The following is a 23,526-nucleotide window of genomic DNA, read 5'->3' as shown; positions in this document are numbered from 1 at the left end:
GAATCGACGATGACAAATGCTGTTTCCATCTCGCTGGAAACCTTACTCGCGGCGAAGGAACGCCGCGCAGTTCGCCAACAAGAATGGCTTGCCCGCCACGGTGCGACGCTGGTGTCGCTGACGCTGGTCACGCCGGGGCCGGTAAAAGATAGCGAAGGCTATCGGCAGGTGATGGCCGAAGCGATCAAGGCATTCACGTTTCTATGTCAGACCAGAGGGTGGACGGTGCTGGAGCAGCAGACATGCTGGCTGACAACGGGCGCGGAAGGGCTGTGGGCGATCACTAAAGATGCGCTGTCCGTGAAAGCCGCGACCATTGCGCTGGAAGATAGCCATGAGCTGGGTCGGCTATGGGATTTCGACATTTTCAGCCCGGAAGACGGATCGATTGGCCGGTCGGTGCTGGCACACGGTGGGAGAACGTGCCTATTGTGCGACCAGATGGCACACGCCTGTAGCCGTTCGCGTCGCCATTCTCTGCCTGAGCTGCTTGAGCACATTGAGGAAAAGGTTAATGCCTACTTTACGCCAGCCTGACGGTGTACTGTCGGCTGCGGTATCCCGTTCCGCAGTCGGCGATTATCGGGAGTGCGGCGCGTTACCGGATATCGACCGACGAGTGACGCACGCGCTGACGATGGAAGTGATGCTGACGCCGAAGCCCGGACTGGTGGATCGCGCCAATAACGGATCTCACCGCGATATGGATGTCGCGCTGTTTCAGACCAGCATTCAGGCGATATCCCCCTGGTTTCGGCATTTTACCGACGCGGGTTATCAGCACGCTAACACACCGCTAGCGCAGTTGCTGTCTCAGGTTCGGCCTATCGGCATCGCCTGCGAACAGGCGATGCTGTCAGCGACGAAAGGTGTGAATACCCATAAAGGTGGGATTTTCGCGTTTGGCCTGCTGTGTACGGCTGCCGGTTGGCTGGCAGGGCGGGGAGAACGTGTAACGCAGCGTAGCTTGTGCGATAGCGTGGCGGCAATGTGTCACGATTTGGTGCGGAATGAGCTGGAGGCGTGTTCTGGTGCAGCGACGGCGGGTGAACATCTCTATCAGCGTCATGGCCTGACGGGGGCAAGGGGAGAAGCCGCCAGCGGTTTCAGTACCGTATGCCAGTACGCGTTGCCTGCCTTGCAGCAGGCGATTGCTGCAGGGGGGGATGATGAAACCGCGCTGTTACGGACGCTACTGGTGTTGATGGCCCACAACCCGGACACCAATGTCGTTTCACGCGGCGGCATGGACGGGCTGGCGTTTGTGCAAGATTACGCGCGGAGATTGCTGACGGGGCCGCTGGATCGTCAGGCGCTGAGAGAGATGGACGACGCGCTGATTGCCAGAAACCTTAGCCCGGGCGGCAGCGCCGATCTACTGGCCTTAACCTGGCTGCTGTATCACTATCCTGCCGACTAGCAAACGAACAGGTGCGATAAAAGGCGCTGGCAGCGATGCGTTTCATTTTTGACCGCGCCTTAACACTTTTTCTCTTGTTCCGCTAAAGTTATTGAGAAAATTGCCGATATCGTTTTCACCAACTTCTACCCGTCATACTTCGAGTTACGTACGTGCTGGCTGCTCAAATTCCTTTCCACGAGTTTGTTCTTCGCTTGCCTCCCTGTAACTTGAGTTAGTTAGGGTAGGTTTCATGCTGTTTCAGGTACTCCGAGTAATCGTTTTCAATATGCAGCCAGTGCAGTGCATCGTGTTGGCACACATGGGACTTGAAAGATAACGAAGAGGCGTGCATCAATATAAGCCATTGACACATACTCTGTGTAAACAATGGTGGGGATGAAAGCGGTGAATGAAAATTTGAAAGAGCAGTTTGTTAAGCGCAACAAACTGGCCATCTGTGCAACACTGCGCGAGTTAAAGAAGAATGATACGTCTTTGATGGTTCATCATTCTCACGGACAGTTCATCAGTAAAATTCTTGACGTTGTACCCGATAACAACCTGTTTGTCTTCGATTTAGGCGGCATTGAGCGTGAGAATAACCGCGCGCTGTATGCGGGGGCGCTGTCTTTTGTGGCAGAACCTGCCGGTGCAAAAGTTGAATTCAATGCTGAAATTGCAAAAACGGTGACTTACGACGGGCTGCCAGCCTTTAGCGCGCAGATTCCTGAGCTGCTTTATCTTATCCAACGCAGAACCTATTTCCGCATCAACACGCCGCTGTGGCCGCCGTTGACGTGCCGTGGCGAACTGCCGGATGAGAGTGTTTTCCTGTTCACCATTAAAGATCTCTCTCTGGGTGGATTGAGCCTGTATACCGACCGTGATACCACGGGGCTGTTGACCGAAGGCGACATCATTAAGAGCGTGGAGATGGATCTGGCTGACCACGGTTTTTTCTGTGTTGATTTGCAGTTTGTCGGTCAGGCAATGGTGAAGATCGTCGATAACAAAGGTGAATTGAAACTGACGCAGCGTCTGAGCTTCAAGTTCCCTTCACTGAACGCATCGCAGGAACGGGACCTCCAGCAGGTGATTTTTGAGTTGGAAAGATTACAAAACGAAAAGAAAAAGCGATTCCAGGAGTTGTAATTTTTAAGCACAACTTTTTGTTTGGGCTTCACACATAACAGCAACGTTTTTATAACGAGTATTCGCTTATTTATCCTACCTATTACCCATAAGTCATGCGAAAAGCCAACGTACAGGCTTCTCGAAGAAGGGTGGGGATAAATAAATGGTTTCCAACGTTCTCAGAGCCTTGTCAGATGAGATCGAGTGGTGCAGAATACGCGCCTTGCAAATAACCGACGTCTAATAGCGTCGGTTATTTTTTTACATTTATGCTCGTCAACCTTTCAGGTTACAGGGGTATTGGTGTGGTTTCTTACCTTTTCTCTGTGGCTCAGGTTTGCTGGGTATAGGGTCTTCAACCAAAGAGGCCGGACAACGATCCGGATAGATAATTTTGTGTGTGCCTGTGAGCACAGTGAGGAAAGGAAAGATGGGGCAATTAACACGTTTCGCACCGGTGCCCGCCGGTTTGTGCTGCAATGGTATTGGTTATGGCGCGACGCAGTCGCAAGTTATCTCTGGTGCTGTTACAGCCACCTCTTCTCATCGTGATTCAGGCGAGTCCTGTATCCACTCATTTGTTTTCGGTGCGTATGCTCCTGCCGTGATGAACGGAGGTGTGCGCCATGTCGCTTGATTCTCAGCTGCCTAATGCTGGCGCAAAACGTGCTCAGTTAAAAAGAACGCTCACGCTGTGGCCTGTCGTTATGATGGGGCTGGCGTACATGCAGCCGATGACCATTTTTGATACCTTCGGTATCGTGTCTGGCTTGACCGACGGCCATGTGGCAACGGCCTATGCGTTTGCGCTGGTCGCCATTCTGTTCACGGCGCTGAGCTATGGCAAACTGGTAAAACGTTTCCCATCTGCGGGCTCTGCTTATACTTACGCGCAAAAAGCGATCAGCCCACACGTTGGGTTTATGGTCGGCTGGTCGTCACTGCTGGACTATCTGTTCATGCCGATGATCAACATCCTGCTGGCGAAAATCTATCTGGAAGCGATCTTCCCCGGCGTACCGTCATGGATTTTTGTGGCGGCGCTGGTCGGCTTGATGACGCTGTTTAACCTGCGTGGTATCAGTCTGGTTGCTAACCTGAACTCCATTATCGTGGTGGTGCAGGTTGCGATCATGGCGATATTCCTCGGTCTGGTGATTCACGGTGTTTATCTGGGCGAAGGGGCTGGTACGCTGACCAGTACGCGTCCGTTCTGGTCTGAGAACGCCCATGTGGTGCCGATGATTACCGGTGCAACCATTCTTTGCTTCTCGTTCCTCGGTTTTGACGGCATCAGCTCGCTGTCGGAAGAAACGCAGGACGCAGGTCGGGTGATTCCAAAAGCCATCTTCCTGACGGCGCTGATCGGCGGGGTGATCTTTGTTGCCGTGGCGTACTTCCTGCAACTGTATTTCCCGGATATTTCGCGCTTTAAAGAGCCGGATGCGTCTCAGCCGGAAATCATGCTGTATGTTGCGGGTAAATTCTTCCAGTCCGTTATTCTGGTGTTCTCCTGCGTCACCGTACTGGCATCCGGTATGGCGGCACACGCAGGCGTGTCTCGCCTGATGTATGTCATGGGGCGTGATGGCGTATTCCCAGAGCGCTTCTTCGGCTATATCCACCCGAAATGGCGTACGCCGTCTTTGAACGTCTTACTGGTTGGCGCTATTGCACTGTCTGCGGTGTCGTTCGATCTGGTGACGGCGACGGCGCTGATCAACTTCGGTGCGCTGGTGGCGTTTACGTTCGTGAACCTGTCGGTTATTTCACAGTTCTATATTCGTGAGCGCCGTAATCGTACCGTGAAAGACACGATTAACTTCCTCGTGATGCCTGTGCTGGGCGCGTTGACGGTGGGTGCACTGTGGGTGAACCTGGAAGCTAGCTCAATGACGCTGGGTCTGGTGTGGGCAACGATTGGATTGCTCTATCTGGCGTTTGTGACACGCAGTTTCCGTCAGCCAGTACCGCAATGTAGCGAAGAACCGGTTTAAATAAACCGACGACATGCCTAAAAGAGAAAAGCGGAGCCACTGTGCTCCGCTTTTTTATGGCTTTAGGCGGCTATCTTAGCCCACCAGCTCCTGCGCATAGGCGTACAGTGCTTTTAGCTGTGCCATCTTCTCTTTATCGTCTTCGTGCAGTTGATAAAGGTTGCTGAGTTCTGACATATAGTCCTGCAAGCGCTCCGGCGTAAAGACCGCACGCCGATGCTGCAACCAACGCTGCTGTTCGCGGTCGTCCAGCGTGCCGGGGAAATTGCGGGCGCGATAGCGGAAGAGCAGCGGTTCCAGACGATTATCGGCAAACGTGAGATCCAGCGCGGGCAGGTTCTGCGGAGCGGTCTCCTGAATAATCTTCATCGCCATGCGGTCAGCATCGCCAAAGAAGCCATCATAAAGCCGTAAATCGACATCATCAGATGCGGCGAATGCGGGGGCTTCAGCAAACAGCTCCACCACTTTTTCCCTGACGCTCGCGTTGCTACGTAGCAGTGCGAGATTGTCCAGACAGCGTTGACGATCGATGCCTAATCTTTCCGCATCTTCCGGCCGTAAGGTATTGGCTGGTGCTAAGACCGGACATTTATTGATGTGCACCAGCTTGAGTGGAACGGCACTCTGATCCGCCTCCAGCGCATCCCGGCGGGTGTATAACCGTTCGCGCAAGGCTGCGCTGTCCAGTTCCAGCAGCGGCGTCATATCGCCAGCCAGATCGCACATGATGACCGCATTACGGTTGTCCGGATGCCAGGCGAGTGGAACAACCCAACTGGTATTGCTCCTCGCCGCGCCAAACATGCCAGACACGTGAACGAGCGGCTTCATTTGCGGGATATCAATCAGCGCGGAAATTTTGTTTTTGTTACGTAGCAGGAACAGATATTCAAACAGTTTAGGCTGCGCCTGCTTGAACAGCTTCGCCATAGCGATGGTGGCATAAACGTCGGACATCGCATCATGCGCCTGCTCGTGCGAAATACCGTTGGCTTTCGTCAGATGCTCAAGGCGGAAACTGGGCAAGCCGTCATCGTTTTCCGGCCAGACGATGCCTTCCGGTCGCAGGGCATAGCAGGCGCGTAACGCATCCAGCAAATCCCAGCGGGAATTGCCGTTTTGCCAGCTGTAGGCGTAAGGATCGTAGAAGTTGCGATAGAAAATATTGCGGCTGACTTCATCATCAAAGCGAATATTGTTGTAGCCCATAATACAGGTGCTGGGCACGCTGAACGCGTCGTGGATCTGACGAGCGAACTCCGCCTCATTGACGCCTTTTGCCAGCGCAACCTGTGGCGTAATTCCGGTGATCATCACCGCTTCCGGTTCCGGCAGGTAATCATCCGCCGGACGACAATAAATGACTAGCGGCTCACCGATAATATTGAAGTCCATATCGGTACGGACACCCGCAAACTGCGCAGGGCGATCGCGCGCTGGATGTTTACCGAACGTCTCGTAGTCATGTATGAAAAAAGTGGGTTGTGTTTTCTCGGCCATATATGCAGTTAGCTACGTGTGCGCGCTGAGCCTGAAATCAGGCAAAACAATCTGGAAAACGGCAAGGATACCATTGAATCAACTTTTCTGTGGCGCTTTCCTGATTTGCACCACTTCCCTGACTTACATCAATAGGAGGGTAGACAGAATCGCTAGGCATGACTGTGTCCATTCGGTTACAATTTTCGTTCTAATGCGAATGATAATTAAATTCTTTATTACCCCGTAGATCACTCTGCGGGGTGGCATTCGGCAACAAACAGCGAAATGGAGAACACACTTATGCGGTTAAATGCGGTGCGATTGAATGCAGCGTTTGCAGTGAAGGCGACGTTATTGGCATCTATGTTTGTTCTGGCCGGCTGCGATCAGCAGGCATCGCCTTCAGAAGGAAGCCACACGGTCAGCATTGAGCATGCGCAGGGCACCACTCAGGTTCCACAGCCGCCGAAGAAAGTGATTGTGTTTGATCCCGCCTCATTGGATACGCTGGATGCATTGAAGGTTGAAGGGATTGCTGGTGTACCAAAAAGCAGCACGCCGCTGCCCGCGTTTTTATCAAAATATAACAGCGATACTTACCTGAACGCCGGGACGCTGTTTGAACCTGCCTATGAAGCGCTTAGCAGCGCGAAGCCCGATCTGATTATTGCCGGTGGACGTACGCGCGACGCCTACGACAAGTTGAGCGGTATTGCACCGACGATCTCAATGGACGTGGATGAGCACCAGTTTATGACGAGTTTTACCCAACGCATCGAGCAACTGGGCACCATCTTCGGTAAAGAAGATGACGCGAAGAAACAGATTGATGATTTCAAACAGCAGATCGCCCAAACGCGCGCTAAAACGGAAAATGCAGGCAATGCGCTGGTTCTGATGGTCAGCGGCGGCAAAATGTCTGCCTACGGTCCTAAATCGCGTTTCGGCTTCGTGTTTGATGAGCTGGGCTTTAAACCCGCGACTGAGTTCCCTGAGTCTGGGCGTCATGGCAACGTGGTGACCTCAGAATTCTTACTGAGCGTGAACCCGGAATGGCTGTTCATTCTCGATCGTGACAGTGCGATTGGTCGCCCGGGTGGAGAATCGGCCCAGCAAGTGCTGGATAACCCGCTGATTCACAAAACCAACGCCTGGAAAAATAATCGCGTGATCTATCTGGATTCTGCATCGCTGTATATCGCTGGGGGGCTGCAAAGCTATAAAAACCTCGTGAGTACCGTCAGTGACGCGTTAGATAAGCAATAACGGCAGGTTACGGCAGAATCAATGAAGTCTTTTTACTATTCGCTGGGTCTGGTTTTTCTGGCCTGCATGATCGTTGTCAGCCTGTTTGTTGGGGCAGGGCAACTGAATATGCAGGCTGTGTGGAACGACCCGGAAATGCGCGATATTTTCTTTATCAGCCGCGTTCCTCGCACGCTGGCTTTGCTGCTGGCAGGTAGCGCCATGAGTGTGGCTGGTCTCATCATGCAGTTGCTGACGCAAAACCGTTTTGTCGAACCGTCTCTGGCGGGAACCACACAGTCGGCTAGCTTAGGTTTGCTGGTGGTGATGATCGTCGTGCCCGGAGCGACGATTTTCACCAAGATGGTGGTGGCGAGCCTGTTCGCTTTAGCGGGTACCTTCCTGTTCATGATGCTGCTACAGCGAATTGTGCTGAAATCCGCGCTGGTGGTGCCGCTGGTCGGCATTATGCTGGGTGCGGTTATCAGTTCAATCACCACGTTTGGCGCGATGTATTTTGATCTGCTACAGGCGCTCGGCAGTTGGGAATCGGGCGATTTCTCCGGTGTCTTGCAGGGGCGTTACGAACTGCTTTGGCTGGTTGGTGCGTTAACGCTGGTGGCCTGCTGGATCGCTGATCGCTTCACGGTCGCGGGCATGGGGCGTGAGTTCTCCGTCAATGTCGGCCTTAACTATCGGCAGGTGATGATGATGGGGCTGAGCATTATCGCCATCGTCAGCGGCGTAGTGGTCGTGGTGGTCGGTAGCTTGCCGTTTATCGGACTGATCGTGCCGAACCTGATCAGCATGATGATGGGCGACAATGTGCGCAAAACGATCCCGTGGGTGTGCCTGCTCGGCGGTGGTCTGGTGCTGTGCTGCGATATTATCAGCCGCGTGATTCGCTATCCTTTCGAGATTCCGGTGAGCGTGATTCTTGGCGTCATTGGCGCTGCCGTTTTCCTTCTCTTATTGCTAAGCCAGAAACGCCATGTCAGTCAATGAACGTAATACGGTGCTGACCGGACCCATCAGCGAAAAACGAGCGGGGTTATCGCCGACGCAGCGGTTGATGTGGCTGGCTGTTGCGGCTGCCGTGGTGATCGTGCTGTTTATGACCATCAATTTAGGCAGCAACCTGCGCTACATTTTGACGCACCGCGGGTTGATGTTGACGACGATGCTGCTGGTGGCGTTTGCTGCCAGTGCCTCGACCGTGCTGTTCCAAACGGTGACGAATAACCGGGTGCTGACGCCGTCGATTATGGGGTTTGAAGCCCTGTTTATCCTGATTCAGACGTCGCTGGTATTTGTTTTCGGCATTAGCGGCATTCCGGGGCTGGGCGTTGAAGGAAAATTCGTTCTTGAGACGCTGCTGCTGATTCTCTTCTCCGCGCTGCTGTACCGCTGGCTGTTTACCGGCAGCCGCAATAACCTGCATTTGGTTTTACTGGTCGGGATTATCTGCGGCACGCTGTTTCGCAGCATGGCGGGTTTAATGCAGCGTTTGCTGACGCCCGGCGAGTTCGCCATCTTACAGGGGCGGATGTTTGCCACCTTCACCCGTACCGTGCCTGAACTGGTGGCGCTGTCGGTTGGAATTACGCTGGTGGTCGCGGTAGTGATCTGGCGTATGCGCTTTCGGTTTGATGTACTGGCGCTGGGGCGTAATAACGCGATTAACCTAGGTATCGACTACAAACGCAGCGTCACGATCATTCTGCTGCTGGTTTCCGTGCTGGTTGCTATTTCAACGGCGTTGGTCGGTCCGCTTACCTTTTTGGGCTTTATGGTCGCGAACCTGGCCTATTTAGTGATTGGTTCCAGCCAGCATCGCCTGTTGCTGCCCGCCGCTTTCCTGCTGGGCGTTATTTCACTGGTTGGTGGACAACTGGTACTTGAGCATCTGCTGGATATGTCTGGTGCGCTGTCGGTCGTGATCGAATTTGTGGGTGGATCGCTGTTTATTGTGTTGCTACTGAAAAAGGTTTCCGTGTGATTGAGATCGGCAATGTAACCAAAGCGTATAACAACGTTAAGGTATTAGATAATGTCACCGCGACGGTGCCTCGTGGTGGCGTCACGTCGATTATCGGCCCGAATGGGGCAGGGAAGTCGACATTGTTGTCCATCATCAGTCGCCTGCTGGACGCGGATCGCGGACAGGTAAAAGTCAACGGCATGGACGTGATGACCACGCCAAGCGATAAGCTGGCGACGTGTTTATCTGTGTTGCGGCAGGAAAACCAGTTTACCAGCCGCTTAACGGTAGCGGAGCTGGTAGGTTTCGGTCGCTACCCTTATACCAAAGGGCGACTAAATGCTGACGATCGTGAACGCATCAGCGCCGCGCTGGCGTTCCTCAACCTGACCGAATTGAAAGATCGCTTTTTAGATGAGCTTTCCGGTGGCCAGCGCCAGCGTGCCTATGTCGCGATGGTGCTGTGTCAGGACACGGAATATGTACTGCTGGATGAACCGCTGAATAATCTGGATATGAAGCACGCGGTGGCGATGATGAAACAGATTCGCCGTGCGGCCGATGAGCTAGGTAAAACCATCGTGCTGGTTATCCATGATATCAACTTTGCTTCCGCCTATTCGGATTACATTATTGCGATGCGCAAAGGGCAGATCATCTACACGGGAAAACCGGAAGACATCATGGTGTCCGAGGTGTTGGAAGATATTTTCGATACGGAAGTGGCCATCGAGCAGGTTCATAACCAACGTATCGCGGTATATTATCGTTGATGGTTTGATGACAGATTATCCGCTCAGCGAGGTGTTAGCGCAAAGGGCGTAAGCACTGCTTGAAAGACGCTGGGTATAACCTGTATGGTGAATGCATAAAGAATTTATGTATGACTTAAGGTAAGGGTAAAAGATGGATAAGGACACTAAGCCGTGTTTCCAGGATGTGCTGGAATTCGTGCGCATGTTTCGTCGTAAAAACAAGCTTCAGCGTGAAATCGTCGACAACGAAAAGAAAATTCGTGATAACCAGAAGCGCGTCCTGCTGCTGGACAACCTGAGCGAATATCTTAAACCTGGCATGTCCATTGAAGACGTGCAAAATATCATCGCCAACATGCGCGGTGATTATGAAGACCGTGTTGATGACTACATCATCAAAAACGCCGATCTGTCGAAAGAGCGCCGTGAGCTGTCTAAAAAGCTGAAAGCGATGGGCGAAGTTAAGTAACCTGACGCATCGTTTTTACTGTAACCAACGTTACGGTAAATAGCGCCTGTAAAAGGATCGCTTCTGCGGTCCTTTTTCTTTTTAATCGCCTCATTATTCACTTCCTTCTTTGCAATCAATTTTCCGTCAATTATCGCAGTATCAAACACCTGAAAAACTGGAATCCAGCTCGCACGCTGAATGGCATTGTTTGCAATTTAGCCGTTTTCTTGCGAAGCGTTTCCCTACCTGAAGTTTTCGTCCTATTGCATCAGTTTGAGTTACTGCAACATGCTAGGACGAACCACAGGGTGTGTCATGGCAAAGGACGATGTCAGTAAAAGGGATGATGTCAGTAAATAGTCTGGCTTGGGCGAGCGTGCTGGGTATTTTGCCGTTGCTTTTCTTACCGCAGATTCCCGCGCAAATGCTGCTGTGGTGGGGCATTGGGTTATCCACCTGTGTGATGTTGGTAGGATATCGTCACGCGGGGATACGCTGTGTGGCGCTTGTTGCCATGAGTTTTTGCTGGGCCTTGTTGAATGCTCAAACTTTACTGTTACAAATCGAGCGCGTTACGCAGGGTCAGGTTAACGCTGTCGTGACGATCAGCAGCATACGATTCAATGAGCAGGATGAGGATGGGATCACGGTTCGGCTGGAAGAGATCAATCAGCGCCGGATCTTCCCTCCGTTATATGCTCAACTGACCTTATCACCGGCTATGGAAAACTGGTGTGGTGGTCAACGTTGGGCAATTACCACCAGTTTACGACCTATTCACAGTCGACTAAATGAAGGCGGTTTTGATAGCCAACGCTGGGCGATAGCCAAACGGCAACCGTTGTCAGGTCGTGTGATAACGGCAAAGGCGGTTGATAGCCATTGTGACTTTCGCCAGCGCACGATTGTACAGGCGGAGCAGCAGGTGCAGGGATTAGCGTGGCGTTCTATTTTACTGGCGCTGACGTTTGGTGAGATGAAAACGGTTAGCCCAGAGCTCAAGGCGCTACTTCAGAATACCGGGACGATGCACCTGATGGCGATCTCTGGCCTCCATATCGTGCTTGCAGGTCTGGTTGGTTGGGGAATGGCGCGGGCGTTACAGTATGGCTTTCCCGTGCAGTGGATGGGCTATCGTTTCCCATTACTGACGAGCGCTGTGGTTGCCTGGGGGTATGTCTGGCTGGCAGGGGGAAATCCGCCTGCGGTACGATCTGCTCTGGCGCTTAGCGTATGGGTTTGCCTAAAAGTGTGGAACATCAACGGTTCAGCTTGGCAGGTCTGGCTATGGTGTGTCGCGTTGATTCTGGTCAGCGATCCATTGAGCGTACTGTCAGACAGTTTTTGGCTATCTTGCCTCGCTGTCGCATCGCTCATTTTCTGGTTTCAGTGGGCACCGCTTCCTCATCGGCTACAGACCCGACGGCGTTGGTTCTGGCTGCGCTGGATCCACCTGCAAACGGGAGTCACTCTGCTATTGATGCCCTTGCAGCTTCATATTTTCCACGGTTTTAGTATCACCTCGCTGCCCGCAAACCTTTGGGCTGTGCCTTTGGTGTCCTTCGTTACCACTCCGCTCATTTTGCTGGCATTGAGCACGCTGGCATTCGCGCCGCTGAGTGAAATGCTCTGGTGGCTGGCGGATATTTCGCTGCGTGTAGTATTTGCTCCACTGACGTACTTACAGACGGGGTGGGTATATCTTGATGCATCGCTGCTGCTTGCGAGCGTCGCGGGCTGGGGCGCGGTTGTGATATGGCGCTTTAGCTGGTGGCGCGTCTATCCGATGAGCGTCGGTGCTCTGATTGTGGTTTTGCTGGTTTTTCGCATAAAGACTGATGAGCCGGACTGGCGTGTGGACATGTTGGATGTCGGGCACGGTCTGGCGATTGTGATCGAGCAGCGTGGGAAAGCGGTACTATACGACACGGGAAACCGCTGGGAAGGAGGCGATATGGCGACGCGAGAAATTCTACCCTACCTGCGATGGCGGGGCGTTGACGTGGAAAACATTATCCTGAGCCATAGCCATATGGATCACATTGGGGGACTGGGAACTCTACAGGTGGCTTACCCTGAAGCAACGATATATAGCGCGACCAACGTGATGCATCATCGTTCTTGCCTACGCGGCGAGCGTTGGCGCTGGCAGGATCTCACGTTTACCGTGCTGTGGCCGTTAGCGCTCGTAGAACGAGCGGAAAATAACGACTCCTGTGTTATTCGCGTTGATGATGGAAAATACAGCGTCTTACTGACAGGCGATCTGGAGTCAGATGCGGAAAAGGCATTGATTAGGTTAGATCGTCATGCCCTGCGTGCGAATTTGTTACAAATCCCTCACCATGGCAGTAAGACATCATCATCGCCTTCCTTTATTCGTGCGGTTAATGCCGAGTTTGCTATGGCTTCTGCGGCGCGTTATAACCCGTGGCGGTTGCCTTCAGTAAAGATTGTTGAACGATATCGGCACTATGGCTACTCATGGCTGGATACCGCGTCATTCGGGCAGTTAAGTGCTCGTTTTTTCAGCAATTCATGGCGCATTCTGCGGTTCAGGGATCACATATCGCCTCGTTGGTATCATCAGTGGTTTGGCGTAGAGCGGTATAATGAGTAAAATGGTCGGCTATTTCTTCCCGATTCAGGTTTACTACATGCTGAATGATAAAGATCTCTCCACCTGGCAGACCTTTCGCCGCCTCTGGCCGATGATCTCTCCTTTTAAGGCAGGGCTTGCTGCTGCTGCAATTGCACTCATTATTAACGCAGCCGGCGATACCTTGATGCTCTCCCTGCTTAAGCCCTTGCTGGATGAAGGATTTGGCAAAGCGGAACGTTCCGTATTGCTCTGGATGCCGTTGGTCGTCATTGGGTTGATGCTAGTAAGAGGGGCGTCAGGCTTCGTGTCCAGCTACTGCGTTGCCTGGGTTTCCGGCAAAGTGGTGATGAATATGCGTCGCCGCCTGTTCTCCCATATCATGGGGATGCCGGTGTCGTTCTTCGATCAGCAGTCAACTGGGACGTTGTTATCCCGAATCACCTACGATTCGGAGCAGGTCGCGGCATCGTCGTCAGGTGCGTTGATTACGGTTGTCAGAGAAGGGGCCTCAATTATCGGCCTGTTTATTCTGATGTTCTACTACAGCTGGCAGTTGTCCATCATTCTGATTGTGATTGCGCCAATCGTATCGATTGCCATGCGCATGGTGTCCAAACGCTTCCGCAATATCAGTAAAAATATGCAGGATACGATGGGGCACGTCACCACCAGTACGGAGCAAATGCTTAAAGGCCACAAAGAAGTGCTGATGTTTGGCGGCCAGGAAGTTGAAACCAAACGTTTTGATCAGGTCAGCAACCGGATGCGTCAGCAGGGCATGAAAATGGTGTCCGCGTCGTCGATTTCCGATCCTATTATTCAGTTGATTGCTTCGCTGGCGTTGGCCTTTGTACTGTATGCCGCCAGTTTCCCCAGCGTGATGGAAACGCTAACTGCGGGGACAATCACGGTGGTGTTCTCTTCCATGATCGCACTGATGCGTCCGTTAAAATCACTGACCAACGTTAACGCGCAGTTCCAGCGCGGTATGGCCGCGTGTCAGACGCTGTTTGCGATTCTGGATATGGAGCAAGAGCGTGACACGGGCAAACTTGAGATCGAACGTGCGAAAGGTGAACTCGAATTCCGTCAGGTGAATTTCGCTTATCCGGGAAGAGAAAATCTGGCGCTGAGAAATATCAATCTGCATATCCCCGTGGGTAAAACAGTGGCGTTGGTTGGCCGATCTGGTTCCGGTAAATCAACGATTGCCAGTTTGATCACGCGTTTTTATGACATTCAATCCGGTGAAATTCTGCTCGATGGCCACGATCTTCGTGAATATCGCCTGTCTTCCTTGCGTAATCAGGTGGCGCTGGTTTCTCAAAACGTCCATCTGTTCAACGACACGATAGCAAACAACATCGCCTATGCCCGCAATGAGCACTATAGCCGTGAGGAAATTGAGCGCGCGGCGACAATGGCGTATGCGATGGATTTCATCAATAAGATGGAACACGGTCTGGATACGATCATTGGTGAAAATGGCGTGATGCTTTCTGGTGGACAGCGGCAGCGTATCGCGATTGCCCGTGCGCTGTTGCGGGATAGCCCGATCCTGATATTGGATGAGGCGACGTCGGCGCTGGACACGGAATCTGAGCGTGCGATTCAGTCTGCCTTAGACGAACTGCAAAAAGATCGCACCGCGCTGGTGATTGCACACCGCCTTTCCACGATTGAAAAAGCGGATGAGATTCTGGTTGTCGAGGACGGCAGAATCATTGAGCGTGGTAACCATGCTGCGCTACTGGCGGAGAACGGTGCCTACGCTCAGTTGCATAGAATGCAGTTTGGCGAATGATTGAACGTATCTGGTCTGGGCAATCACGGCTCTATTGGCTGCTGCTGCCGCTTTCGTGGCTATACGGACTCATCACGTTTCTGATTCGCCAGAGCTATCGATGGGGATGGCGGAAAAGCTGGCGATCTCCTGTGCCCATCGTGGTTGTGGGGAATTTGACGGCGGGTGGTAATGGGAAAACACCGGTCGTCATTTGGCTCGCCGAACAGCTGCGACGCAGAGGCTATCGTGTCGGCGTAGTATCACGTGGTTACGGCGGGAAAGCTGAACGTTATCCGCTGTTGCTGGATGAGTCGGTCACGACGGCGCAGGCTGGCGATGAACCGGTGTTGATTTTCCAGCGTACCGGTGCACCCGTGGCGGTCGCTCCCCGTCGTCGGGATGCCGTGAGCGCATTATTGGCACAGCACACGCTAGATGTGGTGATCACCGACGATGGATTGCAGCACTATGCGTTGGAAAGAGATATCGAACTGGTTGTGATTGACGGGATGCGGCGTTTTGGCAACGGATGGTGGCTGCCAGCGGGCCCAATGCGGGAAAGAGAAAGCCGTCTGGCATCGGTGGATGCCGTTATTGTTAACGGCGGGACGCCGAGAGCAAATGAGATAGGCATGACACTCACGGCGGGTATGGCGGTTAACTTGCTTTCTGGTGAGTCACGACCGCTGAACCAGTTGCATGATGTCGTTGCGATGGCAGGCATCGGACATCCTCCGCGTTTTTTTGCTACGCTGCGCGATGCTGGTGTTAGCATTGCACGTGAAGTTGCCTTTGCTGACCACCAATCGTACCAGCCAGAACAGCTCAACTCGCTGACTCAGGATGCGACACAGCCGCTGCTGATGACGGAAAAAGATGCCGTAAAATGTAAGGCATTTGCTCAGGATAACTGGTGGTATCTGCCCGTCGATGCCGTGTTAGCTGAGCCCTATGGCACGCAATTGCTCGACAAACTGGAACATGTGCTTAATCGGAATGCGGGCAGCAGAGCATAAATTGGTCTGCTACCACGGTTTCAGATATCCCTTGTGGATATCACCTTATTAGATCGCTGCTGTAGCGAGAAAGAACATGCCGGTCATCGATCGGCCAAAGATGGAGGAAGCATGGATCACCGTTTACTTGAGATTGTTGCCTGTCCTGTTTGTAATGGTCGGCTGTACTTTAATAAAGAGAAACTGGAACTGATATGCAAGGTCGATGGTTTGGCCTATCCGGTTCGTGATGGTATCCCTGTGCTGCTGGAAAACGAAGCGCGTAAACTCGGGGCTGATGAGATAACACAATGACCTTTACTGTGATCATTCCTGCGCGTTTTGCGTCAAGCCGACTGCCGGGTAAACCGCTGGCGGACATCAACGGCAAACCAATGGTCGTCCATGTGATGGAACGGGCGCTGGAATCGGGGGCGCAGCGCGTTATTGTGGCCACCGATCATCCCGACGTCGAGGCGGCCGTGCAGCAAGCGGGCGGTGAAGTGTGCCTGACTCGCGCCGATCATAATTCTGGTACAGAGCGCCTGGCTGAAGTCATCGAACGTTACGGTTTTACCGATGATGACATCATCGTGAACGTTCAGGGCGATGAACCGCTCATTCCTTCCGTTATCATTCGTCAGGTGGCGGAAAACCTCGCTGCCAGTAAAGCAGGAATGGCGACACTGGCGGTGCCGATTGAAACCAGCGAAGAAGCATTCAATCCGAATGCGGTAAAAGTCGTTACCGACGCTGAAGGATACGCGCTGTATTTTTCCCGAGCGACTATTCCCTGGGACAGAGAGCGTTTTGCTCAGTCTAAGGAAACCATTGGCGATCACTTCCTGCGGCATATCGGTATCTATGCTTACCGTGCGGGCTTTGTGCGTCGTTATGTCAGTTGGGCACCGAGCCAGCTGGAGCAAATCGAATTACTGGAGCAACTGCGCGTGCTGTGGTACGGCGAGAAGATTCACGTTGCGGTCGCCAAAGCTATTCCTAGCGTCGGCGTGGATACCCCAGAAGATCTGGCCCGTGTGCGACATGTCATAGCGAGTCAGTAAGGTCTGCCACACCCGCCGGTTATAAGCACGTCATGGGGGAATCTATTCTTGCTGGAATAGGCTTTCCCCCATGACGTTTCTCTTAATAAGATATTTTATCTTTTAAATTATTTAGCACTTATTTAGATAACTATTCTTAAAAACTCTCAAATTACGCTGTGTCGCGTTATTTATGCCGATGTCTTATTCCCATTCTGAATTGATTTGTCGTGAGTGGAACTTTTATTTTTATATTTAAATGCTACTATCAATTCGCCATGTTTTCGCATGGCGTTTTTTGTTATTTCAACTAAGGATGGTAATGATATGAATGCTAAACATTATATCGCAAAAATTTTTCTCGGCGGTATGTTAATGGGGGCTGCCGCGGGCAGCAGCGCGGCGGTTTATTATATGGCTCCCAACGGCAACGACGCGAATAACGGCAGTAAAAACTCCCCCTGGAAAACAATCGACCGCGCACAGAAAACATTAAACCCTGGCGACCGCCTGTGGATCCGTGGTGGTAAATACGTGTTTACCAAAGGACTAAACGTCTGTGCGACGCGTACTGATGTGGTGAATGCGATCACGCTGAGTAAGAGCGGTACTGAAGGTAAGCGCATTGAGTATTGGGCATCTAGCGGGGAAGTGCCAATTTTTGATTTCAGCCAGATGCAGGATGATTGCCGTGTTAAAGGATTCAATGTCGTTGCAGATTGGGTTTCTGTAAAAGGACTGGAAATAACCGGTGTCCCACAGCGTAATAACCTTAACCATGAATCCTGGGGCGTGTGGATAAGGGGCAGCAATAATATATTCGAGCAGTTGAATATTCACCATATTATGGGAACGGGGCTGTTCATCCAGCGTGGGGGGAATAACCTGGTATTGAATAGCGACTCTCACCATAATTACGATCCACTGACCTCTAATGGTGCGGGCCAAAGTGGAGATGGCTTTGGTGCGCATATCCCTGCTAACCAACCGGGTAATATTTTCCGCGGTTGCCGGGCGTGGTCAAACTCGGATGATGGCTTCGATTTAATTAATGCTTATTCTCCGGTGCTGATTGAAAATTCCTGGGCCTGGTCGCACGGTTATTTACCGGGGACGACACAGTCACTGGCTGCGGGTAACGGTAACGGTTTTAAAATAGGTGGCTACGGTGGTGTTTATGTGGCGAATGCGGTGAAACATACCGTGCGTAACTCGGTTGCGTTTTTAAATAAAGCAGCGGGTTTTTATGCTAATCACCATCCGGTAGCGAACGATTTCTTCAACAACACTGGCTATAAAAATAACCCGAACTTTAATATCCGCGGCATTGATGCAAACGGAAAAGCGATTGGGCTAGGTACGCTACGCAACAACGTTTCTCACGGTGGTAAAGACCTGTCGTTCTCCGATGGCGCGAACATGCGCTATAACTCGTGGGATCTGAAAATTGCGGTATCAGATTCTGATTTCGAGAGCGTTTCCGTGACCGGATGGGACGCGCCGCGTCAGGCTGACGGCAGCTTGCCAGTACTGAAAAGCCTGCGTCTTGCTTCAGGCAGCGCGCTGATCAATAAGGGCGGGGATGTCAAACTGCCTTACAAAGGATCTGCCCCAGATCTGGGCGCCTTTGAACGCGAATAATGGCAGTGTGTTAACACGCTAGCCTGTCACTCCGATATTCCCTGCTGACGAGTAGGGAATATCGCTGCAACAACCTCAGCAGGAGTTATCCCTGCCGCCATTGATCCCCCGCTTATACTCTAAATAATTCGAGTTTCAGGAAGGCGGCAAGTGAAGGAATCCCGATGAGCTTACATAGGTAAGTGATTCGGGTGACTGAGCGATGCCAACGCACATGCAACTTGAAGTATGACGAGTATATTTGATCTGCGTTGAAGTATTTGTCGCCTGCTCGCCGCATCATGGTGAGTGGAGCTATTTGGCTCAACTGAGGTATAGCCGTTGATGGAACAGTTGAAATCGGAACTCAGTACGGTGTTGGGGGAAAGCCTCAGCCGACTTGAGCGCATAAGCGAGCAGCCGTATGCGGATCTGTATGCCTTGTATGATAAAGAAGGCAACGCCATTCCTTTGTTGGCTAAAAGTTATGTTTGTCAGGGCGTGGCGCAGCAGGAAGCCTACAAACTGTCGATGCTGGCGCGTGAGGGCGAGGTGCGTCTGCCAACCGTTTATGGATTGGTACTGACGCAACAGCAGCCTTATCGGGAACTGCTGCTGATTGAGCGCTTGCGCGGCGTGTCGGTGGAAGCGCCGCCAAGAAACGGCCAGCGCTGGACGCTGCTGATGGATCAAATTGTTGAAAACGTATTGGCCTGGCACCGAATTGATAGTCATGGCTGCGTCGGTTCCGTGGACAGCACGCAGGACAATGACTGGTTCAACTGGTATCAACAGCGTCTGGAAGTCCTGTGGTCCACGTTGCTCAATGTTAATGCGCCGCAGCTTACTCAGCAGGATCGGAGCGTGCTGTATCGTTCGCGCCAGTGCTTAGAGATGTTGTTTGAAGATTTTGAGGATGGCTGTGTGTTGGTACACGGTAACCTGTCGCTGCGCAGTATGTTGAAGGACGCGCGTAGCGATCAGCTATTGGCAATGATCAATCCGGGAATGATGCTGTGGGCACCGAGAGAGTATGAACTCTTCCGGCTTTGTGAGTCCGGCATGCCGGAACAGCTGCTTTATCACTATCTGAAACAGGCACCGGTATCTGAATCCTTTGTCTACCGGCGCTGGCTCTATGTCATTTGGGAAGCCGTATCCCGCTATATCCACACGGGACAGCTAGACCGTCAGCTATTTGATGTCGCTTCCCGTGAGTTGTCCCCTTGGCTGGAGTGAGCCTGCGGTTGTTCCGCGTCGTGCGGTGCTGCCGTGCTTCCCTTCAGTGCTTGCCAGAGGCGACCGAGCGTTTCGTACCAGGCTCGCTCGCTGTGCGATAGATAGTAAGCGGAAGGGAACACTTTTTCCCACGGGTTGAGCGCGGAGGTAATCGCCATCTGATTGGCTGGTGCGGGAATCGGCGCTAGCCCTTGAGCCTGGAAAAATCGCATGGCGCGAGGCAAATGATTGGCCGAGGTCACCAGCAAGAAAGGGCGTTCGCCAACAATCTTAGCGGTTGCCGCCGCTTCCTCTTCCGTGTCCTTTGGCGTATCCAGAATGATGATATCCTGTTGGGGAATGCCCAGACTTTCGGCAACCAGCGCCGCGGTTTTCGCGCTGCTGACAGGGTTACCCTGTGCGGCTCCACCGGTAAAAATCAACTTTGCGCCGGGATTGGCATGATAAAGGCGAACCCCCTCTGTGACGCGCGGGAGGCTGTTGCTGATGAGATTAGAACTGGGTGCCCATTCCGCGTTATAGGTATATCCCCCGCCTAGCACGACAATATAGTCGGCTTTGCTCGCCTGCGGCGTTTGTCGCCAGGTTGGGTAGTGTGATTCCAATGGTAATAGCAACCGATCGGCAACAGGCTGCAAGCTGAGCAGAATAAGCATCAGCCAACTGGCTAATATTATCGTTTTCCCCGTGCGCTGCCGCTGGGTAAACCAAAGCAGCAACAGGCCAACACCCATCAGAAGCAATAGCAATGGCAGGGGCTGAAGAAGGCCACCGACGAACTTTTTGAGTGTGAAAAGCATAAAATTGCATTCCTTTTGAGTGAAAAACCCGCATCCGGGAAGATATCATGCGGTAAGGCCATTTATTCTAAGCCAGCCTGTGCCAAAATGGCAGGCTGGAAAAAAATCGCATCGCGCAGACATGTCCTGCACGAGATCCCCGTTTATATGATGCGGAACAATGACTGATGCAGGATCGCAATTTTAACGATATCGCCGAAAAATTTGCTCAGAATATCTATGGCACGACGAAGGGGAGACTTCGGCTGGCGGTATTGTGGCAGGATCTTAGCGATCTTTTGACCCAGCTCCCGGCACGGCCTTTGCGCATCCTTGATGCGGGGGGCGGCGAAGGGCAGATAGCCTGTCGTCTGGCGGCTTTAGGACATCAGGTATTGTTGTGCGATGTTTCCGGTGAGATGATTCAGCGCGCCAAACATGCGGCAGCGGCGCAGGGCGTTACCCATAATATGCGTTTTGTGCAGTGTGCCGCACAGGATATTGCGCAATATATGGATAGCCCCGCCGATCTGATATTGTTCCATGCGGTGCTGGAGTGGGTCGCGCAACCGCAGCAGGTACTGAAAATACTGTACGATTGCCTGTCGCCGGGGGGCGCATTGTCCCTGATGTTCTATAACCATCATGGGCTGTTGATGCGTAACATGGTGGTGGGTAACTTCGATTATGTTCAGGCCGGGATGCCTAAGGGTAAACGGCGCTCGCTCTCGCCGGATCATCCGCTGAACCCGCAAGACGTGTACGGCTGGCTTGATGAGATGGGGCTGACCATTAGCGGGAAAACCGGCGTGCGCGTGTTTCATGACTACTTGAAAAATAAGCAGCAGCAAGTTGAGAAATTTGACGACATTCTGGAGATTGAACAGCGGTATTGTCGGCAAGAGCCTTTTGTGAGTTTGGGCCGTTATATCCATGTCATGGCGCATAAACCCCATTTGAAGGATGCATTATGAGTGATTTTTCCCAGACTGTACCCGAACTGGTCGCCTGGGCACGAAAAAACGATTTCTCCATTTCCCTCCCCACCGAACGCCTGGCGTTTTTGATGGCGATTGCCACGCTTAACGGCGAACGCATGGATGGTGAAATGAGTGAAGGTGAGCTGATTGATGCCTTCCGTCATGTGAGTCAGGGATTTGATCAGACGAACGAAACCATTACCCTTCGCGCCAATAACGCGATTAACGATCTGGTGCGCCAGCGCTTGCTTAACCGCTTTACCAGTGAGCAGGCCGAAGGTAATGCGATTTATCGTCTGACGCCGCTGGGGATTGGCATTACTGACTACTACATCCGGCAGCGTGAGTTCTCGACGCTGCGCCTTTCCATGCAGCTCTCTATCGTGGCGCAAGAGCTCAACCGTGCTGCTGATGCGGCGGAGGAAGATGGTGATGAGTTTCACTGGCACCGCAACGTATTTGCGCCGCTGAAATACTCCGTTGCAGAAATTTTTGACAGTATCGATCTGTCACAGCGCGTGATGGATGAGCAGCAGCAGGGCGTTAAAGACGATATCGCCGCGCTGTTAAATCAGGACTGGCGAGCCGCGATCAGTAGCTGTGAACAACTGCTGACGGAAACGTCATCGACGCTGCGTGAGTTGCAGGATACGCTGGAAGCCGCAGGCGACAAATTGCAGACGAGCCTGTTGAGCATTCAGGATGCGATTATGAATAACCCGCATAATCTGGAGTTTGTCGACAAGCTGGTGTTTGACCTGCAAAACAAACTCGATCGCATTGTGAGCTGGGGACAGCAGACGATAGATCTGTGGATTGGTTATGACCGCCACGTACATAAGTTTATCCGTACCGCGATTGATATGGATAAAAACCGCGTCTTTGCCCAGCGGTTGCGTCAGTCGGTGCAGAGCTATTTCGATAGCCCCTGGGCGCTGACGTTCGCCAACGCGGATCGTCTGTTGGATATGCGCGACGAAGAGCTGACGCTGCGTAGTGAAGAAGTGACCGGTGAACTGCCGCCGGAGCTGGAATACGAAGAGTTTAGTGAAATGCGCGAACAGCTGATCGCGCTGGTCGAGCAGGCGCTGCATAAATATAAAGCGCAACAGATTCCGCTGGATTTGGGGGAAGTGATGCGTGAATACCTCGCGCAGCATCCTCGCTCGCGGCATTTTGATGTTGCCCGAATCGTGGTCGACCAGGCAGTACGTCTGGGCGTAGCCGAAACAGATTTCACCGGATTGCCTGCATTGTGGCAGGCGATCAATGATTACGGAGCCAAGGTGCAGGCCCATGTCATCGACAAATATTGAACAATTTATGCCAGTGAAGCTGGCAACCGCGCTGTCGAATAACCTCTTTCCTGCGCTGGACAGCCAATTGCGCGCCGGGCGCCATATTGGTATTGAAGAACTGGAAAACCACGTATTTTTGATGGATTTTCAGGAGGTGCTGGAAGAGTTCTACAGCCGTTACAACGTGGAATTGATTCGCGCGCCGGAAGGATTCTTCTATCTGCGTCCGCGTTCTACCACGCTGATCCCGCGCTCGGTATTGTCTGAGCTGGATATGATGGTAGGGAAAATTCTCTGCTATCTCTATCTGAGCCCGGAGCGTTTGGCGCACGAAGGCATTTTCAGCCAGCAGGAGCTGTATGAAGAGCTGCTGAGTCTGGCGGATGAAAGCAAGCTGCTGAAACTGGTTAACCAGCGTTCTACCGGTTCCGATCTGGATCGCCAAAAATTACAGGAAAAAGTCAGAACCTCGCTTAACCGCTTACGTCGGTTAGGTATGATCTACTTTATGGGCAATGACAGCAGCAAATTCAGAATTACTGAATCGGTGTTCCGCTTCGGGGCTGATGTGCGCAGCGGCGACGATGCCCGCGAAGCACAGCTACGCATGATTCGCGATGGTGAAGCGATGCCTGTTGAAGGTAGTTTGTCGCTGAAAGATGACAGCGACGATAACGATCGCACCGATGATACCGCGCCAGAAACGGGTGAGGATGAATAAGTGTTGAGGATGA

At 52.4% G+C, this 23,526-nt stretch carries 22 protein-coding genes; 20 read left to right on the top strand and 2 right to left on the bottom strand.

The annotated features are described in order from the left end of the window. Nucleotides 1–9 precede the first annotated feature (9 nt). From citX to Q3A88_RS00880, 5 genes are all read left to right on the top strand, one after another. The gene (citX, locus tag Q3A88_RS00900; RefSeq protein WP_317177238.1) at nt 10–537 is read left to right on the top strand and encodes a citrate lyase holo-[acyl-carrier protein] synthase; all 528 of its coding nucleotides are present in this window, start codon (nt 10–12) and stop codon (nt 535–537) included. After that, nucleotides 515–1,420: a triphosphoribosyl-dephospho-CoA synthase CitG gene (gene citG / locus Q3A88_RS00895; protein WP_317177237.1), complete on the top strand. Its 906-nt coding sequence runs from the start codon at nt 515–517 to the stop codon at nt 1,418–1,420. Before citX ends, citG begins: the two co-directional genes overlap by 23 nt. A gap of 378 nt (nt 1,421–1,798) precedes the next feature. After that, complete coding sequence (locus Q3A88_RS00890; RefSeq protein WP_014915103.1) at nt 1,799–2,554, top strand: flagellar brake protein; 756 nt, start codon at nt 1,799–1,801, stop codon at nt 2,552–2,554. A 412-nt stretch (nt 2,555–2,966) separates the two neighbouring features. After that, the gene (locus tag Q3A88_RS00885; RefSeq protein WP_014915104.1) at nt 2,967–3,173 is read left to right on the top strand and encodes a hypothetical protein; all 207 of its coding nucleotides are present in this window, start codon (nt 2,967–2,969) and stop codon (nt 3,171–3,173) included. Then, the gene (locus Q3A88_RS00880) at nt 3,163–4,533 is read left to right on the top strand and encodes an APC family permease (protein WP_317177236.1); all 1,371 of its coding nucleotides are present in this window, start codon (nt 3,163–3,165) and stop codon (nt 4,531–4,533) included. Before Q3A88_RS00885 ends, Q3A88_RS00880 begins: the two co-directional genes overlap by 11 nt. 75 nt (nt 4,534–4,608) lie before the next feature. Here the strand turns inward: Q3A88_RS00880 and sbcB are convergent, their stop codons facing one another. Next, on the bottom strand, nt 4,609–6,036 hold the full coding sequence (gene sbcB / locus Q3A88_RS00875; protein WP_317177235.1) for an exodeoxyribonuclease I: 1,428 nt from the start codon (nt 6,034–6,036) through the stop codon (nt 4,609–4,611). 303 nt (nt 6,037–6,339) lie between these two features. Between sbcB and Q3A88_RS00870 the strand changes: the two genes are divergently transcribed. The 12 genes from Q3A88_RS00870 (at nt 6,340) to Q3A88_RS00815 (ending at nt 19,735) form a co-directional block, all read left to right on the top strand. Further along, complete coding sequence (locus tag Q3A88_RS00870; protein ID WP_410522753.1) at nt 6,340–7,284, top strand: siderophore ABC transporter substrate-binding protein; 945 nt, start codon at nt 6,340–6,342, stop codon at nt 7,282–7,284. Between the two features lie 21 nt (nt 7,285–7,305). Further along, nucleotides 7,306–8,268 (top strand): ABC transporter permease, encoded by a 963-nt coding sequence (locus tag Q3A88_RS00865; protein ID WP_317177233.1) that lies wholly within the window; start codon nt 7,306–7,308, stop codon nt 8,266–8,268. Further along, entirely contained in the window at nt 8,255–9,262 is a 1,008-nt protein-coding gene (locus tag Q3A88_RS00860; RefSeq protein ID WP_110163020.1) for an iron chelate uptake ABC transporter family permease subunit, read from the top strand. The genes Q3A88_RS00865 and Q3A88_RS00860 overlap by 14 nt, the downstream gene beginning before the upstream one ends. Continuing rightward, nucleotides 9,259–10,017 (top strand): ABC transporter ATP-binding protein, encoded by a 759-nt coding sequence (locus Q3A88_RS00855; protein ID WP_010277081.1) that lies wholly within the window; start codon nt 9,259–9,261, stop codon nt 10,015–10,017. Before Q3A88_RS00860 ends, Q3A88_RS00855 begins: the two co-directional genes overlap by 4 nt. A gap of 133 nt (nt 10,018–10,150) precedes the next feature. After that, nucleotides 10,151–10,468, top strand: a complete 318-nt coding sequence (gene tmaR, locus Q3A88_RS00850; protein WP_005967626.1) for a PTS system regulator TmaR — start codon at nt 10,151–10,153, stop codon at nt 10,466–10,468. Nucleotides 10,469–10,778: 310 nt separating this feature from the next. Beyond that, the gene (locus tag Q3A88_RS00845) at nt 10,779–13,070 is read left to right on the top strand and encodes a ComEC family protein (RefSeq protein ID WP_317177232.1); all 2,292 of its coding nucleotides are present in this window, start codon (nt 10,779–10,781) and stop codon (nt 13,068–13,070) included. A gap of 37 nt (nt 13,071–13,107) precedes the next feature. Then, nucleotides 13,108–14,856: a lipid A ABC transporter ATP-binding protein/permease MsbA gene (msbA, locus tag Q3A88_RS00840; protein WP_317177280.1), complete on the top strand. Its 1,749-nt coding sequence runs from the start codon at nt 13,108–13,110 to the stop codon at nt 14,854–14,856. Beyond that, a complete protein-coding gene (gene lpxK, locus Q3A88_RS00835) occupies nt 14,853–15,854 on the top strand; it encodes a tetraacyldisaccharide 4'-kinase (RefSeq protein WP_110163019.1) in 1,002 nt (333 codons plus the stop codon). The genes msbA and lpxK overlap by 4 nt, the downstream gene beginning before the upstream one ends. Before the next feature lie 111 nt (nt 15,855–15,965). Further along, on the top strand, nt 15,966–16,148 hold the full coding sequence (locus Q3A88_RS00830; protein WP_005967647.1) for a Trm112 family protein: 183 nt from the start codon (nt 15,966–15,968) through the stop codon (nt 16,146–16,148). Beyond that, nucleotides 16,145–16,897, top strand: a complete 753-nt coding sequence (kdsB, locus tag Q3A88_RS00825) for a 3-deoxy-manno-octulosonate cytidylyltransferase (RefSeq protein ID WP_317177231.1) — start codon at nt 16,145–16,147, stop codon at nt 16,895–16,897. The genes Q3A88_RS00830 and kdsB overlap by 4 nt, the downstream gene beginning before the upstream one ends. A gap of 306 nt (nt 16,898–17,203) precedes the next feature. Beyond that, nucleotides 17,204–18,517 carry a pectate lyase PelN gene (gene pelN / locus Q3A88_RS00820; RefSeq protein ID WP_039509155.1) on the top strand — a complete coding sequence of 438 codons (1,314 nt, stop codon included), beginning with the start codon at nt 17,204–17,206 and terminating at the stop codon, nt 18,515–18,517. A 324-nt stretch (nt 18,518–18,841) separates the two neighbouring features. Continuing rightward, the gene (locus Q3A88_RS00815) at nt 18,842–19,735 is read left to right on the top strand and encodes a YcbJ family phosphotransferase (protein WP_317177230.1); all 894 of its coding nucleotides are present in this window, start codon (nt 18,842–18,844) and stop codon (nt 19,733–19,735) included. Here Q3A88_RS00815 and elyC read toward each other — a convergent pair. Beyond that, nucleotides 19,687–20,535: an envelope biogenesis factor ElyC gene (gene elyC, locus Q3A88_RS00810; RefSeq protein WP_317177229.1), complete on the bottom strand. Its 849-nt coding sequence runs from the start codon at nt 20,533–20,535 to the stop codon at nt 19,687–19,689. The two genes, Q3A88_RS00815 and elyC, sit on opposite strands and share 49 nt — an antisense overlap. Nucleotides 20,536–20,702: 167 nt before the next feature. Between elyC and cmoM the strand changes: the two genes are divergently transcribed. From cmoM to mukE, 3 genes are read left to right on the top strand one after another with little or no spacing between them, the layout of a single operon-like run. After that, entirely contained in the window at nt 20,703–21,488 is a 786-nt protein-coding gene (cmoM, locus tag Q3A88_RS00805; RefSeq protein ID WP_014915115.1) for a tRNA uridine 5-oxyacetic acid(34) methyltransferase CmoM, read from the top strand. Further along, nucleotides 21,485–22,810, top strand: coding sequence for a chromosome partition protein MukF (mukF, locus tag Q3A88_RS00800; RefSeq protein WP_039550939.1), 1,326 nt, complete (start codon nt 21,485–21,487; stop codon nt 22,808–22,810). The genes cmoM and mukF overlap by 4 nt, the downstream gene beginning before the upstream one ends. After that, on the top strand, nt 22,791–23,513 hold the full coding sequence (gene mukE, locus Q3A88_RS00795; protein WP_010277044.1) for a chromosome partition protein MukE: 723 nt from the start codon (nt 22,791–22,793) through the stop codon (nt 23,511–23,513). Before mukF ends, mukE begins: the two co-directional genes overlap by 20 nt. Nucleotides 23,514–23,526 lie beyond the last annotated feature (13 nt).

It is taken from the genome of Pectobacterium sp. HCp5_1 (assembly GCF_032905925.1).
Taxonomy (GTDB): Bacteria; Pseudomonadota; Gammaproteobacteria; order Enterobacterales; family Enterobacteriaceae; genus Pectobacterium; species Pectobacterium brasiliense_A.
Note: the sequence above shows the minus strand (reverse complement) of the source record. Positions and strands in the feature narration are given on the sequence as shown.